Below are 15,157 nucleotides of genomic sequence, written 5' to 3' on the forward strand. Positions count from 1 at the left end.
GCCATGGCTACTGGAGCGGCTACGGCAGATGCGATAGCGATAGCTAGAATATTCTTTTTCATGCTGTCTTCCTAATTAGTTAGTATTGAGTTTTGTTTTAAAACTGTTCGCTTTGGAGCGAACTTGGAAGCTACTCTACTGTATAAAATTTATGGCGTGCAACTATGTGTGACGCAAAAACCACAAAAACAGGGCTTGTTGTTTTTTTACAACAGTTGTTTGGGTTGTTAGGCGTGGCTTAAAGCCGAATGGGGCTGAGTTGGGTTTGGTAGGGGTGGTGGATAAGTTGTTGATTTGGCAATTTATTTTTTAGGTCGATTAGGTTGTTGGGGTCGGCCTGTTGGCTGAGGTCGTTTAAAACAATGGCGGCGAGCGTTAAATGGCGCTGTTGAATCGCTTCTAGGGTTAAAAGCGCATGATTTATGCAACCGAGCCGATTGCCGACCACTAAAATAATGGGTAACGCGAGTTGTTTGGCTAAATCGGCATTTAAAGCGTCATCACTTAAAGGTGATAAAAACCCGCCGGCACCTTCTACCAATAAAAATTCTGAGCTTGGCGCTTGGCAGGCTTGCACCAGGTCATCTAGCCCAATCGTTTGGCCTGATTGCTGAATCGCACGCGCGGGCGAAATCGCGGCTTCGAATTGATAAGGGCAAATGGTTTGCAGTGAATCTTTGGTTTGGCTGGCTTGTTGCAGGCGGTAGGCGTCTTCACTCAGCAGTGAACCATCCGCTTGCTTAATGCAACCAGAAGCAATGGGTTTACGGGGCGCGACGCTATAGCCCTGTTGCACTAACCCCATAGCGAGCGCACAGCTGATGTGGGTTTTGCCAATCTCGGTGTCGGTGCCGGTGATAAAGTAACCACCAGGCCTGGTTGTTGTCGACATTACTTTATAAACTAAGCATTATTGGTTTTCAGTTAAACGGGCTTGGGCTTCTTGGTATTTTTCTAGGGTTTTGTTGACCACTTCGGTCGGCAAATCTGGGCCGGGGGCGGTTTTATCCCAATCTAAGGTTTCTAAATAATCCCGAATATATTGCTTGTCGAAACTCGGTGGGTTTTGGCCCGGCGTGTAGCTGGAGGCGGGCCAGAAACGTGAGCTGTCGGGTGTTAAGGCTTCGTCGATTAAATAAATGGTGCCATTGGCGTCTTCACCAAATTCGAATTTGGTGTCGGCGATAATAATGCCGCGTTCAATTGCAAACTCGGCGGCTTGTTTGTAAAGCTGCAAGCTGTAGTCGCGCACTTGGTTGGCTTTGGCTTCACCGATGAGTTGGATCATGTCATCGAAACTAATATTGACATCGTGATCGCCGACTTCGGCTTTGCTGGAAGGGGTGAAAATCGGTTCGGGCAGTTGTTGGGCTTGCACCAGGCCTGGTGGTAAGGCGATGCCGCATACACTTTGGTGTTGTTGATATTCTTTCCAGCCCGAACCGACTAAATAACCGCGCACAATGGCTTCGACTGGTAGGGGTTTGAATTTACGCACGATCACGCCGCGCCCGTCGAGCTGTTGAAGTTCGTCTGGGGTAAGGTAGTCGGCTAAGACTAAATCGCTGGCGATATGGTTGGGCAGGATGTTTTGGGTGCGTTTAAACCAGAACTGCGCGGTTTCGCTGAGAATACGACCTTTACCCGGAATCGGGGTGGGTAATATCACATCAAACGCCGACACCCGGTCGGTGGTGACAATTAAGAGATGATCGGCATCTAGGTCGTAAATGTCGCGCACTTTGCCGCGATTAAGCAGTTTTAAACTGGTCAGGTTGGATTCGTATAACGCATTCATGACAAGTTCTCCGATTCATCTGTGATTTTTTTGGTTTTATTTTCGACTTTTTTGGGCATGCTTGGCCATCTTGGGCCGGCACGGTCTTCGGCTGGGAATTTAAGCGAACCAAAGCGCAAGGCTAAAATGGATAGCGCAATCAATACAATGGTGAGGCCGACCGCGAGCATTTCGTATTCGGTGAGGTCTTTCATCTCTAAAATCAAATAACGCGCCATCGCAATAATGGCGATATATAACGGTAGGCGGATTGGTAACTTACCGGAGTCGAGGTAAATCGCGACCATCGCTAAGACTTCTAAATACAAAAACAATAACAACAGATCACCCAGCGTGACTTGGCCTTGGTTTATCATGTATTTGACTTCGGTATAACCGGCAAAAATCGTCGCTAGGGCGATAATGGTGAGGCCAATAATCTCAAAAATGCCAATACCGCGACGGATAACGCTGGTGGTACGAGTATGTTGCGTGTCCATTTTGAACCTCTTTCATTTATGGGGGCGTTTGGCCGCATTATATTGTTTTTGACAAAGCTTGAGGTGAAATTTATTCGGATGCTGGTAAAATGCATCGAATTCAATTTTATTAAAGTTTGTTAAAGACGAGGAAATATTATGGCTAAGCAAGCAAACTGGATCGCACCGTCAATTTTATCGGCGGACTTCGCACAGTTAGGTAAAGATGTAAAAGATGTATTGGCCGCGGGTGCGGATGTGGTGCATTTTGATGTAATGGATAACCATTATGTGCCCAACTTAACGATTGGCCCATTGGTGTGTGAGTCGTTAAAAAAGTTTATGGTGCGCGAAGGCTTAACGGCACCGATTGATGTGCATTTGATGGTGAAGCCGGTGGATCGTTTAATTGGTGATTTCGCCAGTGCGGGCGCGGATATTATTACGTTCCACCCAGAGGCGTCTGAGCATATTGATCGTACATTACAGTTAATTAAAGCCGAAGGTTGTAAAGCTGGCCTGGTGTTTAACCCGGGAACGCCTTTAAGTTATTTGGACCATGTAATGGATAAAATCGACATGATTTTGATTATGTCGGTTAACCCTGGTTTTGGTGGTCAGGCGTTTATTCCACGTGCGTTAGATAAATTGCGTGATGCGCGTAAGTTGATTGATGCCAGCGGCCAAGAAATTCGTTTGGAAATTGACGGTGGCGTTAAAGCGGAAAACATCGCTGAAGTGGCAGCGGCGGGTTGTGATACGTTTGTATCAGGTTCGGGCATTTTCAGTAAAGAAAACGCGAGTGACGCTAACCGTTACGACAGCATTATTAAACAAATGCGCGCAGAATTGGCTAAGGCTTAATGCTTTTAAAAGCTATGAACCACGAAGAGCACGAAGTACACGAAGTTTTGTAGGGTTCCCGTTGAGTGTTTCGCCGTGCTGCTTACTATTAGGTGCGGTGAAACTAAATCGGTCTTCGTGACCTTCGTGTTCTTCGTGGTAAAACAAGAGAAATAAAATGACACAAAAAATAAAACCGGGCTTTGTTCTATTAGATTTGGATGGCACTTTAATTGATAGCGTGCCGGACTTGGCCTATTGCGTTGACGAAATGATGAAACAACTCGATATGCCAGTGCGTGGCGAAAACGCGGTGCGTGATTGGGTGGGTAATGGGGTTGAACGTTTGGTACGCCGTGCGTTAATTAACGCGGTGGATGGCGAACCGGATGAAACCTTGTTTGAAAAAGCCTATCCGATTTTCTTGGAGCTTTATAAACACAACACATCACAACGTAGCTGTGTTTATGATGGCGTGAAACAAGGCCTTGAGTGGATGCTGGCGAACGGTTACCGTTTAAGTTGCGTGACTAATAAAGCCGAAGCTTTTACGATCCCGTTGTTAAAAGACAAGGGTTTGTTTGATTACTTTGAGTTTGTGGTTAGCGGCGATACTTGCACAGAGAAAAAACCGCATCCGATGCCTTTATTGCATGCGGCCAAACTAATGGGTGTAGCACCGGAAAATGCCTTGATGTTGGGCGATTCTAAAAGTGATGTGAAGGCGGCACGTGCGGCAGGTTTTCATATTTTCTGTATGACCTATGGTTATAACCACGGCGAAGACATTCGCAATTATGAGCCGGATGTGGTGATGGATTCGATGACCGAGTTGACGAATTACTTAGAGGCAAAATAATTGACATGAGCGCTCAAACCCAACCCTATTTTGATGAGCTGGCCAAACAAGGTTATAGCCATGCGCCGGTAATGCGCACCTTGTTGGCTGACTTTGAAACGCCTTTGTCGGTTTACACTAAATTGGCGAATGCACCCTATTCTTATTTATTTGAATCGGTGCAGGGTGGCGATAAATGGGGGCGTTATTCGATTATTGGTTTACCTTCGGATACACATATTCGGGTGGACGGTCAACAAGTGCGCGTGTTGTGCGGCGGTGAGGTGATTGAACATCAAGTCGCGACCGATCCGCTGGCTTGGTTGGAGGCTTATCAAACCCAGTTTAAGGTGTTGGATAATGCCGAATTGCCTAAGTTTTGCGGTGGTTTAGTCGGTTATTTTGGCTATGACACGGTGCGTTATGTTGAGCCGCGTTTGGCACAAACTCAACCGACACGTGACGATGTGGCAACGCCGGATATTTTATTGATGGTGTCGCGTGAGCTGGTGGTATTTGATAATTTAAGCGGCCAAGTGCATGTGATTATTCAGGCGGATTTATCTAAACCCAATGCGTTTAAACAAGCGCAGTTACGGATTGATGAGTTAGAGCAACAACTGAGTCAGCCGTTTGAAAAACCCGATAGCTTTGCCGCCGACAGCCAAGTGGATGAAGCGGATTTTACGTCTAGTTTTGGCGAGCAAGCGTTTAAAGACGCGGTAGATAAGGTGAAAGAATACATTTTATCGGGTGATGCGATGCAGGTGGTGTTATCGCAGCAAATGTCGATTGAATTTAAGCAATCGTCGATGGATTTGTACCGTGCTTTGCGTTATTTAAATCCGTCACCTTATATGTTTTATTTGAATCTGGATGACTTTCAGATTGTAGGTTCGTCGCCCGAGATTTTAGTGCGTTTGGAAGATAATTTAGTCACGGTACGCCCGATTGCGGGGACTCGTCGGCGTGGCACGGATGTCGAAAAAGATCGCGCACTTGAGCAGGATTTATTAAACGACCCGAAAGAAGTCGCTGAGCATTTAATGCTGATTGATTTAGGACGTAACGATGTCGGGCGCATTGCGCAGGTGGGCAGTGTCAAACTCACCGAAAAAATGATTGTTGAGCGTTATTCGCATGTGATGCATATTGTGTCGAATGTGGATGGCACCTTAAAGCCCGGGTTGTCGCCGTTAGAAGTGTTGCGTGCCACTTTCCCTGCGGGCACGGTTTCGGGTGCGCCTAAAATTCGGGCGATGCAGCTTATTGACGAGCTCGAACCGGTTAAACGTGGCGTTTACGCTGGTGCAGTAGGTTATTTAGGTTGGCATGGCAATATGGATACCGCGATTGCGATTCGTACGGCGGTGATTAAAAATGGCCGTTTGTATGTGCAAGCCGGTGCGGGCATTGTGGCTGATTCGGTGCCGCAAAGCGAGTGGGACGAAACCATGAATAAAGGCCGCGCCGTGTTCCGCGCGGCGGAATTTGTCAGCCAAGGTATGCGTACCGATAACCCTTCCTCTTCACACCGATAACCATAGGTATAAGTTTTATGTTACTGATGATTGATAACTACGATTCGTTTACCTATAACCTGGTGCAATATTTTGGTGAGCTGGGGCAAGAGGTGTTGGTGCATCGAAATGATCAGATTTCAATTGAACAGGTTGAAGACCTAAAGCCAGATTTTTTGGTGATTTCTCCGGGCCCCTGCACGCCGAATGAAGCCGGCATTTCGGTGGCAACGATTAAACATTTTGCCGGTAAAGTACCGATTTTGGGTGTGTGTTTGGGGCATCAAGCAATTGGTCAGGCGTTTGGTGGAAAGATTATTCGTGCAAAGCAGGCGATGCATGGCAAAACTTCGCCGGTTTATCATCACAACACTGGTGTATTCAGCGATTTGCCGAATCCGGTGCAAACCACGCGTTATCATTCGCTGGTGATTGAACAGGCTAGTATGCCGGACTGTTTAGAAGTGACGGCTTGGACACAGGACGAGCAAGGTGGTGTGGATGAAGTTATGGGCGTGCGCCATAAAACACTCGCCATTGAAGGGGTGCAATTTCATCCAGAGTCGATTTTGACCGAACAAGGTCACAAAATGTTACAGAATTTTTTAAATCAAACACGGGGTGGCGTATGACGCTTTCGGACGCGTTAAGTCGATTATTACGACGTGAGAATTTAAGTGGCACCGAAATGCAATCGGTGATGCAAACCTTGATGTCCGGTGACGCCACGGATGCGCAAATTGGCGGTTTATTAATGGCTTTACGCATGAAAGGCGAAACCATTGAAGAAATTGCGGCGGCGGCCCAAGTAATGCGTGATTTATCCAGCCGTGTGGAATTGGACGACCGCAGTCATTTAGTGGATACCTGCGGTACGGGTGGGGATGGTGCGAATATATTTAACGTCTCAACCGCCACCGCGTTTGTCGCATCGGCCGCAGGTGCTCGTGTAGCAAAACACGGCAACCGTTCGGTATCGAGTAAGTCTGGCAGTGCGGATGTGCTGGAAGCGGCGGGTGTGAACTTGAATTTAAGTGTCAACCAGGTTGCGGCTTGTATTGAAGAAGTGGGGGTGGGCTTTATGTTTGCGCCAGCCCATCATGGCGCGATGAAGCATGTGGTGGCGGCACGCAAAGAACTCGGTGTGCGCACCATTTTTAACGTGCTGGGGCCGCTGACTAACCCGGCACAAGCGCCTTATCAAGTGCTGGGTGTGTATGATCGCGATTTGTTAGTGCCATTTGCGCAGGTGCTAAAACAGTTAGGCTCGGAGCATGTGATGGTGGTGCATGCCGAAGACGGTTTGGATGAAATTTCGGTAACCTGCCCAACCCATGTGGCGGAATTAAAGCAGGGTCAAATACGTGAGTGGACGATTGATCCGCAAGAATATGATATGGATCACGTGAGTTTAGAAGGACTGGCGGTAGACTCGGCGCAACAGAGCTTGAATATTATCCGCGCCGCGTTTAACAACTCAGACGGCGCGGCGAAAGATATTATTTGCTTAAATGCGGGCGCGGCCTTATATGTAGCCGGCATTTCGAACAGTTTTGCAGAAGGCGTGTTGTTAGCACGCAGCACGATTGCCCAAGGCTTGGCGCAGCAAAAATTGGATCAATTTATACAATTTACACAGGCTATTTGATGAGCAGACCAACCATTTTAAATAAGATTATCGAACGCAAATTTGCAGAAATCAGTGCGCAATGGCCAAGTGTTAGTTTAGATCAAATGAAACAGCTCGCCGTACAAGCCGATGCACCGCGCGGTTTTGTTAAAGCGATGCAAGCTAAGCTGGATGCCGGTAAACCAGCCGTGATTGCCGAAATTAAAAAGGCATCCCCCAGTAAAGGGGTGTTACGTGATCCGTTTGATCCGGTGGCGATTGCTAAAAGTTACGAGCAACATGGCGCGGCTTGTTTGTCTATTTTGACGGATGTGGATTTTTTTCAAGGTTCGCGTGATTATTTAGAGCAAGCGCGTGCCGCGGTGTCGTTGCCGGTTATTCGCAAAGATTTTATGGTGGAGCCTTATCAGGTATACGAAGCTCGTGCGATGGGGGCGGACTGTATCTTGTTGATTGTAGCGGCCTTAGATAACGAAAAGATGGTCGAACTTGCCGAGTTGGCGCAGGGTTTGGGAATGGATGTGTTGATCGAAGTACACGATGTGCAAGAGCTTGAACGCGCACTGGCGATTGACTTACCCTTAATTGGTATTAATAACCGCAATTTGCATAACTTTGAAGTGAGTTTGCAGACGACCTTGGATTTATTGGATGCGATCCCCGAAGGCCGTATTGTGGTAACTGAAAGCGGTATTTTTACGCCACAAGATGTGCAGTTAATGCGAGACCATAACGTGAACAGCTTTTTGATCGGTGAGGCGTTTATGCGGGCGCATGATCCGGGTGAAGCTTTAAGTCAGTTATTTAAATAGTCCGTATCATAAGCAGGCCTGGTGGTTTGAATTCTCAAGCACCAGGTCTGGTTGTTTTGTCTGGAAGCTTATTAATTTAAAGCTTGAAAAGAGGAGCTCGAAAGTGGATAAAATCGCAACCGTAAAATGGCTGGACAATATGAGTTTTGTCGGCCAAACCGAATCCGGTCACTCAGTGGTGATGGATGGCCCGCCCGCGATTGGCGGCAACAACTTGGGTGCGCGCCCAATGGAAATGGTGTTGTTGGGTTTAGGTGGCTGCACCGCGATTGATGTGATTATGATGCTGCAAAAAGGCAAACAAGATGTGCGAGATTGCCGCATTGAAGTGAGTGCTGAACGTGCCGAAACCCTGCCCAAAGTTTATACCAAAATTCACGTGCAATATATTGTCGAAGGCAAGGACTTAGCGGAAGCAAAAGTGGCACGCGCGGTGAGTTTATCGTCTGAAAAGTATTGTTCGGTATCGAAAATGCTTGAAGCGGCGGTTGAAATGTCGCATGGCTTTGAAATTGTGCAAATCAATTAAATCACAACTTGCAATTTTTAATTATGTGGGCATAATCGCCTCTCTTTTTTAAAATTTTTACGTAGGAAGGTGGGCCATACATGCCTGAAAATATTCTAAAAACCGGTAACGAACACTTTGAGATCATTGAAAAAACCACGGTGATTGAGTCTAACTGGCCGACCCACGATCAAGCGGTGGAAGACTTAACTCAAGATCATTTTATTGTACGAGACGGCAAAGAGTATGCAGGCACCCATCTGATTATCGACCTTTGGGGGGCGAAGCGTTTAGATGAGTTGGATTTAATGGAAAAGGCATTACGTGACGCGGTCGAAGCCGCCGGTGCGACCTTACTGCATATCCATTTGCATCACTTCACCCCTAATGGTGGTATTTCCGGTGTGGCGGTTTTGGCGGAGTCGCACATTAGTGTGCACAGCTGGCCGGAGCGTGATTTTGCCGCGTTTGACGTGTTTATGTGTGGCGATGCGGTGCCGGAAAAAGCGATTGATGTGTTAAAACAGGCCTTTTCGCCCACTCAAGTTAATGTCAATACCATTTTACGTGGTGAAGTTTAAGTGAGTCAGGCCAAACCGCGTTATTTAGAAACTTTGCACCAGGCCTGGGGCCAGTCCTTTGCGATGGATGAGGTGTTGTTTGAAGCCAAAACCGAGCACCAGCATTTAGTGATTTTTCAGAATGCGCAATGGGGGCGGGTGATGGCATTGGACGGCATGATTCAAACCACTGAACGCGATGAATTTATTTATCACGAAATGCTGACACATGTGCCGATGTTTGCTCATCCAGAACCAAAATCAGTATTGATTATTGGCGGCGGCGATGGCGGGATTTTGCGTGAAGTCTTAAAACATCCGAGCGTCGAAGCCGTCAGCCAGGTTGAGATTGATGCTCAGGTAGTGGAGATGTGTAAAACTTACTTTCCTCAACATTCGGCTGGTGCGTATGATGATGCGCGTTTAAATCTGGTGATTGGTGACGGTGTCGCATTTGTTAACGAAACGAACCTGACGTTTGATGTGATTATTTCTGATTCAACCGATCCGGTTGGGCCGGGTGAAGTGTTATTTACTTCGCGATTTTATACAGGTATAAAACGTTGTTTAAATCCCGGTGGCGTATTTGTTGCGCAAAATGGGGTCAGCTTTTTGCAAACCGATGAAGTCTTAACCTCGCAAAAGCGTTTATCACCCTTGTTTGAGCAGGTTGGGTTTTATAGCGCGGCGGTGCCGACTTATGTGGGTGGGATTATGACGTTTGCTTGGGCGTCACAGGTTTTAAAACCTAATGACTTAGCATTAAGTCAGCTGCAAACACGTTATCAGCAGGCGGGTTTTAAAACACGTTATTACAATCCGGCGATGCACCAGGCCTGCTTTGCCTTGCCGCAATATTTGTTGGATGCGCTTTAAGTCACGCCTAAACAAACTGATCGGTTAAGGCGGCCTCAGCAGAAGGTTGGTTGGACAATACTTGCGACACAGCTTGGCTTATGCCCTGACTTAAAGCCTGTAAGTTGTCGGCTGAAATATTATAAGCCGGCATGGTGTAAACCAAGCGTCCGAAAGGTCTTAACCAAACACCGTTTTCAATCGCGGCCTGTTGGATTGCGTAACTCAAATCATCTCGAGTGAGTTCGATCACGCCAATACCACCCAATACGCGCACATCTTTAACTTCTTGATACTGGTTTAAAGGCTCAAAAGCTTGGGTTAAGTGTGCGCTGATTTGATTAATCTGGCTTTGCCAGTCTTGACTTAATAGCAGTTGCAAACTCGCTAAGGCGATGCGACAGGCGAGCGGGTTGCCCATGAAAGTCGGGCCATGCATCAGCAAACCCGGGTTTTGCTGGCTAATGGTGTCGCTAATGTGTTGGCTGCAAAGCATCGCTGCAAGGGTCATATAGCCACCAGTCAGGGCTTTGCCGATGCACATGATATCCGGCGAAATATCAGCCCATTCACAAGCAAACAATTTGCCGGTGCGCCCAAAGCCCGTCGCTATTTCATCCGCAATTAACAGCACATCGTATTGATCGCATAATTCACGTGCGCGTTTGAGGTATTCTGGGCGATAAAACCGCATGCCGCCCGCTCCTTGAACCAAAGGTTCCAAAATAAAAGCCGCTAGTTCATGGTGATGTTGTTCAAATAGGGTTTCAAGTGCTTGAATATCGTGTTGGTTTTCAACCACCAGGCCTGGTTGTGGTGCGGGTGCAAACAGGTTGGGCATTAAGTTGTCACTGAATAAGTGATGCATACCCTCAACTGGATCACAAACTGACATAGCGCCAAAGGTATCGCCATGGTAAGCGTGTTGCAAAGCAAGGAATCGATGCTTTTCAGGACGTTGACGACTTTTCCAGTATTGGAGCGAAACTTTAAGCGCAACTTCGACTGACACTGAACCCGAATCTGCAAAAAAAATTTTATCTAAGCCCGCGGGGCTGAGTTGAATTAATTTAGCGGCGAGTTGAATCGCCGGTTGGTGAGTGAGTCCGCCAAACATAATGTGAGACAAGGTTTGAATTTGATCAATCGCGGCTTGGTTAATGGTTGGATGATTGTAACCATGAATACTCGACCACCAGGATGACATAGCATCTAGCAGATTACGTCCGTCTTTAAGGGTGATGAGACTGCCTTGCGCTGAAGCCACCTCAAGCTGTAAATGGCTCGAAGGGAGTTTGTTGTAAGGGTGCCAAATGTGTTGTTGATCGAAGATCTGTGGCTGCATAAATTGTCTAATCTTGTCTGTAAAATCGTAAAGAATCGCATACCAAACGCCGAAAATCAAACAGTGCTGGGTTTTAAATTAGGTAACAAATTCTAGATTTAATGTATAAATCTGGTTGACAGGGTGTTTTTTATCGGTAAAATACGCCGCACATTTGGAGGGTTTCCCGAGCGGCCAAAGGGGGCAGACTGTAAATCTGCTGGCTCAGCCTTCGGTGGTTCGAATCCACCACCCTCCACCAAATTCGCGGGTGTCGTATAGTGGTTATTACCTCGGCCTTCCAAGCCGATGACGTGAGTTCGATTCTCATCACCCGCTCCAATGTCTAATGCTCTCATAGCTCAGTCGGTAGAGCGCTTCCATGGTAAGGAAGAGGTCTCCAGTTCGATTCTGGATGAGAGCTCCATTTTATGGCTGGTTAGCCCAGTCTAATGTAATTATGCTAAACGGGGTTTCGTCATGGCAAAAGCTAAGTTTGAACGTAACAAGCCACATGTAAACGTAGGCACGATTGGTCACGTTGACCATGGTAAAACTACATTGACTGCGGCGCTAACCATTGTGCAAGGTAAGAAGTTTGGTGGCGAATCAAGAGGTTACGACCAGATTGATAACGCACCAGAAGAAAAAGCACGTGGTATTACCATCTCTACATCCCATGTAGAGTATGAGTCAGAAACTCGTCACTACGCACACGTAGACTGCCCAGGTCACGCCGACTATGTAAAAAACATGATCACCGGTGCGGCGCAGATGGATGGTGCGATTCTAGTATGTTCTGCTGCTGACGGCCCCATGCCACAAACACGTGAGCATATCTTGTTATCACGTCAAGTTGGTGTGCCTTTCATTGTTGTGTTCCTAAACAAAGCGGACATGGTTGATGACGAAGAATTGATGGAATTGGTAGAGATGGAAGTTCGTGAACTTCTATCAGACTACGACTTCCCGGGTGACGACACACCAGTAATCAAAGGTTCAGCACTAAAAGCAATTGAAGGCGATACATCAGACATTGGTGTGCCAGCGATTGAAAGACTAGTAGCCGCCCTAGACGAATACATCCCAACGCCAATGCGTGAAACAGATAAGCCATTCCTAATGCCAGTAGAAGACGTATTCTCTATCCAAGGTCGTGGAACGGTTGTAACCGGACGTATTGAAACCGGTATTGTTAAGGTTGGTGAAGAAATCGAAATCGTAGGTATTCGTGACACACAAAAAACAACCGTTACCGGCGTAGAAATGTTCCGTAAGTTACTAGACCAAGGTGAAGCGGGCGATAACGTGGGTGTACTACTACGTGGTACCAAGCGTGAAGACGTTGAACGTGGTCAAGTACTAAGTCACCCTGGCAAAATTACACCACACACCCAGTTTGAAGGTGAAGTGTACGTATTGTCAAAAGAAGAAGGTGGACGTCACACTCCATTCTTCAATGGCTACCGTCCACAGTTCTACTTCCGTACAACCGATATTACGGGTGCATGTGAATTACCATCAGGTGTCGAAATGGTAATGCCAGGTGATAACATTCAGATGACAATCACCTTAATCAACCCGATCGCGATGGACGAAGGTTTGCGTTTCGCGATCCGTGAAGGTGGTCGTACAGTTGGTGCGGGTGTCGTTTCTAAAATCTTGAAATAATCAAGATCTTGCAAAAAACAAAGGGGGCTGGTATAGTCCCCTTTTTTAACTCACAGGGGTGTAGCTCCAATTGGTAGAGCTGCGGATTCCAAATCCGAAGGTTGGGAGTTCGAATCTCTCCACCCCTGCCATATTCTTAACGGTCTACGTCATAGGATGTGGATCGTTTTTTTAATTATATCGACATAGTATGAATAAGAAATCAGAAGTACAAGAATCTAGAAGTATGATGGACACGGTCAAGATGTTCCTGTCGATTGCCATTTTGTTAGGTTCTGTTGTGGCTTACTATACGTTTGCCGAATGGCATGCAGTTGCGCGTATTTTAGTCGTATTGTTTGGTGTAGTGCTTGCGAGCTATGTACTTTACAAGACAGCGCTTGGTGCAAGTTGGTTTAGATATTTAGTTCATACCAAAAAAGAAGTTCGCCAAGTTGTTTGGCCTACCCGAAAAGAAACGGCCCAGACCACTTTGATAGTTGTAATTGCCGTCATTATTGTCGGGATTTTTCTCTGGTTAATTGATATGTTTTTCTTGTGGGCGGTTAAGTTGCTGACAGGACAGGGAGGCTAATGTGGCGAAAAGATGGTATGTAGTACACGCTTATTCTGGTTATGAGAATAAAGTTAAGACAGCGATGCTTGAGTATATTGAGCGTGCTGGGCTGGAAAATGATTTCGGACGTATTTTGGTGCCTTCTGAGGAAGTAGTTGAGATTCGCGATGGGAAAAAAAGAACCAGTGAACGCAAGTTTTTTCCGGGTTATGTTCTAGTTGAGATGGAAATGAATGAAGCCACGTGGCACTTGGTTAAAAGTGTGCCGCAGGTTATGGGTTTCATTGGCGGGACAAGTGATCGCCCTGCTCCAATCACCCAGAAAGAAGTAGATCGTATTTTGCAACGTGTTGAAGAAAATGTTGATAAGCCGCGTCCGAAAGTTATTTACGAGCCTGGTGAAATGGTGCGAGTAACGGATGGCCCATTTACCGACTTTGAAGCGGTGGTGGAAGGCGTTGATTACGATAAAAATAGATTACAAGTATCAGTGCTGATTTTTGGGCGTTCAACTCCAGTTGAGTTAGAGTTTGCCCAAGTCGTCAAAAGCTGATTTTATTAACGGGGAGCCTTATGGCGCTATCACCCACAAGGAGTAGAAGATGGCTAAGAAAATTGCAGCCTATATAAAATTGCAAATCCCGGCAGGGAGCGCAAACCCAAGTCCACCCGTTGGCCCAGCATTAGGTCAGCGCGGCGTAAACATTATGGAGTTCTGTAAGGCATTTAATGCGCAAACGCAAAGTGTTGAAAAGGGATTGCCATTGCCTGTTGTTATCACTGTTTACAGTGATAAAAGCTTCACATTTATTACCAAGACTCCACCAGCGGCTATTTTGTTAAAAAAAGCGGCTGGAATCCAGAAGGGTAGTCCTATTCCTAACCTAAATAAGGTTGGTAAAGTGACACGTGCTCAGTTGGAAGAAATCGCTACGACCAAAATGGCGGATTTAAATGCCAATGATTTGGAAACAGCAGTCAAGATTATTGCGGGCTCTGCTCGTAGTATGGGTCTAACGGTCGAGGAGTAAGAAGATGGCAAAGCTAACGAAAAAACAAAAAATGGTTGCTGAGCGTCTAAATAAAGACTCTTCATATGACATTATTGCAGCCTTGGATTTGGTAAAAGAATTTGCAGGTTCAACAAAGTTTGATGAGACTGTGGATGTCGCTGTTAAATTAGGTGTTGATCCGCGTAAGTCAGACCAGGTTGTGCGTGGTGCTACGGTTCTTCCTAATGGTTTGGGTAAGACTATCCGTGTAGCTGTGTTTACGGGTGAAGCAAACCAAGCGGCCGCAAAAGAAGCGGGTGCTGATTTTGTTGGTATGGAAGAGCTTGCTGATGAAATTAAAAAAGGCATGATGGATTTTGATGTGGTTATTGCTAGCCCAGACGCGATGCGTGTTGTGGGTATGTTAGGTCAGGTTCTTGGTCCGCGTGGTTTAATGCCAAACCCTAAAACTGGCACAGTTACGCCGGATGTTGTGGGCGCTATTAATAATGCTAAAGCAGGCCAGGTTCGCTACCGTGTTGATAAAGCCGGTATTATCCACGCTCCGATTGGCAAAGCTTCATTTGACGCACAGAAGTTAAGAGAAAATCTTGCCGCCTTGATGGAAGACTTAAATAAAGCTAAGCCTTCTGCTGCAAAAGGTGTGTTTATGAAAAAGGTAACTGTATCTAGTACGATGGGCCCAAGTGTCCTAGTGGATCAGTCAACGATTTAATCTATCTGAAAAGATGGATTTGCGAATTGGGTCTCCAAAATTGTGAGTGCCCATCG

18 protein-coding genes and 4 tRNA genes are annotated in these 15,157 nt (G+C 46.5%); 18 read left to right on the forward strand and 4 right to left on the reverse strand.

Translation table 11 applies throughout. The annotated features are described in order from the left end of the window. Positions 1-238: 238 nt before the first annotated feature. From bioD to IBX48_RS00015, 3 genes are read right to left on the reverse strand one after another with little or no spacing between them, the layout of a single operon-like run. A complete protein-coding gene (gene bioD, locus IBX48_RS00005) occupies positions 239-892 on the reverse strand; it encodes a dethiobiotin synthase (RefSeq protein ID WP_296829148.1) in 654 nt (217 codons plus the stop codon). An 18-nt stretch (positions 893-910) separates the two neighbouring features. Beyond that, the gene (locus IBX48_RS00010) at positions 911-1,798 is read right to left on the reverse strand and encodes a phosphoribosylaminoimidazolesuccinocarboxamide synthase (RefSeq protein WP_296829151.1); all 888 of its coding nucleotides are present in this window, start codon (positions 1,796-1,798) and stop codon (positions 911-913) included. Further along, complete coding sequence (locus tag IBX48_RS00015; RefSeq protein ID WP_296829154.1) at positions 1,795-2,277, reverse strand: phosphate-starvation-inducible PsiE family protein; 483 nt, start codon at positions 2,275-2,277, stop codon at positions 1,795-1,797. The genes IBX48_RS00010 and IBX48_RS00015 overlap by 4 nt, the downstream gene beginning before the upstream one ends. Before the next feature lie 138 nt (positions 2,278-2,415). Between IBX48_RS00015 and rpe the strand changes: the two genes are divergently transcribed. From rpe to speE, 9 genes are all read left to right on the forward strand, one after another. Continuing rightward, positions 2,416-3,120: a ribulose-phosphate 3-epimerase gene (gene rpe / locus IBX48_RS00020; RefSeq protein ID WP_296829157.1), complete on the forward strand. Its 705-nt coding sequence runs from the start codon at positions 2,416-2,418 to the stop codon at positions 3,118-3,120. Between the two features lie 157 nt (positions 3,121-3,277). Then, a complete protein-coding gene (locus IBX48_RS00025; RefSeq protein ID WP_296829160.1) occupies positions 3,278-3,958 on the forward strand; it encodes a phosphoglycolate phosphatase in 681 nt (226 codons plus the stop codon). Positions 3,959-3,963: 5 nt separating this feature from the next. Further along, positions 3,964-5,478: an anthranilate synthase component I gene (gene trpE / locus IBX48_RS00030; protein WP_296829163.1), complete on the forward strand. Its 1,515-nt coding sequence runs from the start codon at positions 3,964-3,966 to the stop codon at positions 5,476-5,478. Positions 5,479-5,495: 17 nt separating this feature from the next. Beyond that, positions 5,496-6,089: an aminodeoxychorismate/anthranilate synthase component II gene (locus tag IBX48_RS00035; protein WP_296829166.1), complete on the forward strand. Its 594-nt coding sequence runs from the start codon at positions 5,496-5,498 to the stop codon at positions 6,087-6,089. Next, on the forward strand, positions 6,086-7,105 hold the full coding sequence (trpD, locus tag IBX48_RS00040; protein ID WP_296829169.1) for an anthranilate phosphoribosyltransferase: 1,020 nt from the start codon (positions 6,086-6,088) through the stop codon (positions 7,103-7,105). The genes IBX48_RS00035 and trpD overlap by 4 nt, the downstream gene beginning before the upstream one ends. Next, positions 7,105-7,899, forward strand: coding sequence for an indole-3-glycerol phosphate synthase TrpC (gene trpC, locus IBX48_RS00045; protein WP_296829172.1), 795 nt, complete (start codon positions 7,105-7,107; stop codon positions 7,897-7,899). The genes trpD and trpC overlap by 1 nt, the downstream gene beginning before the upstream one ends. A 112-nt stretch (positions 7,900-8,011) precedes the next feature. Next, positions 8,012-8,428 (forward strand): OsmC family protein, encoded by a 417-nt coding sequence (locus tag IBX48_RS00050; RefSeq protein ID WP_296829435.1) that lies wholly within the window; start codon positions 8,012-8,014, stop codon positions 8,426-8,428. Between the two features lie 80 nt (positions 8,429-8,508). After that, the gene (speD, locus tag IBX48_RS00055) at positions 8,509-8,988 is read left to right on the forward strand and encodes an adenosylmethionine decarboxylase (protein ID WP_296829175.1); all 480 of its coding nucleotides are present in this window, start codon (positions 8,509-8,511) and stop codon (positions 8,986-8,988) included. Beyond that, complete coding sequence (speE, locus tag IBX48_RS00060; protein WP_296829180.1) at positions 8,989-9,843, forward strand: polyamine aminopropyltransferase; 855 nt, start codon at positions 8,989-8,991, stop codon at positions 9,841-9,843. It abuts the gene before it with no gap. A 7-nt stretch (positions 9,844-9,850) separates the two neighbouring features. Here the strand turns inward: speE and bioA are convergent, their stop codons facing one another. Continuing rightward, positions 9,851-11,167 (reverse strand): adenosylmethionine--8-amino-7-oxononanoate transaminase, encoded by a 1,317-nt coding sequence (gene bioA / locus IBX48_RS00065; RefSeq protein ID WP_296829182.1) that lies wholly within the window; start codon positions 11,165-11,167, stop codon positions 9,851-9,853. A gap of 156 nt (positions 11,168-11,323) precedes the next feature. Here bioA and IBX48_RS00070 point away from each other — a divergent pair. The 9 genes from IBX48_RS00070 (at position 11,324) to rplA (ending at position 15,101) form a co-directional block, all read left to right on the forward strand. Beyond that, positions 11,324-11,408 (forward strand) — tRNA-Tyr (locus IBX48_RS00070). A 5-nt stretch (positions 11,409-11,413) separates the two neighbouring features. Then, a tRNA-Gly gene (locus IBX48_RS00075) sits at positions 11,414-11,488 on the forward strand. Positions 11,489-11,497: 9 nt separating this feature from the next. After that, positions 11,498-11,573: transfer RNA gene (locus IBX48_RS00080), tRNA-Thr, on the forward strand. Between the two features lie 53 nt (positions 11,574-11,626). Continuing rightward, positions 11,627-12,817 carry an elongation factor Tu gene (gene tuf, locus IBX48_RS00085; RefSeq protein WP_296829185.1) on the forward strand — a complete coding sequence of 397 codons (1,191 nt, stop codon included), beginning with the start codon at positions 11,627-11,629 and terminating at the stop codon, positions 12,815-12,817. Positions 12,818-12,871: 54 nt separating this feature from the next. Then, positions 12,872-12,948, forward strand: a tRNA-Trp gene (locus tag IBX48_RS00090). Between the two features lie 95 nt (positions 12,949-13,043). After that, positions 13,044-13,391 carry a preprotein translocase subunit SecE gene (gene secE / locus IBX48_RS00095; protein ID WP_296829188.1) on the forward strand — a complete coding sequence of 116 codons (348 nt, stop codon included), beginning with the start codon at positions 13,044-13,046 and terminating at the stop codon, positions 13,389-13,391. A 1-nt stretch (position 13,392) separates the two neighbouring features. Further along, on the forward strand, positions 13,393-13,926 hold the full coding sequence (nusG, locus tag IBX48_RS00100; RefSeq protein ID WP_296829191.1) for a transcription termination/antitermination protein NusG: 534 nt from the start codon (positions 13,393-13,395) through the stop codon (positions 13,924-13,926). Positions 13,927-13,975: 49 nt separating this feature from the next. Beyond that, on the forward strand, positions 13,976-14,404 hold the full coding sequence (rplK, locus tag IBX48_RS00105) for a 50S ribosomal protein L11 (RefSeq protein WP_296829194.1): 429 nt from the start codon (positions 13,976-13,978) through the stop codon (positions 14,402-14,404). 4 nt (positions 14,405-14,408) lie between these two features. Continuing rightward, on the forward strand, positions 14,409-15,101 hold the full coding sequence (rplA, locus tag IBX48_RS00110) for a 50S ribosomal protein L1 (protein ID WP_296829197.1): 693 nt from the start codon (positions 14,409-14,411) through the stop codon (positions 15,099-15,101). Positions 15,102-15,157: the final 56 nt, after the last annotated feature.

This window comes from Thiomicrospira sp. (assembly GCF_014859555.1).
Taxonomy (GTDB): Bacteria; Pseudomonadota; Gammaproteobacteria; order Thiomicrospirales; family Thiomicrospiraceae; genus Thiomicrospira.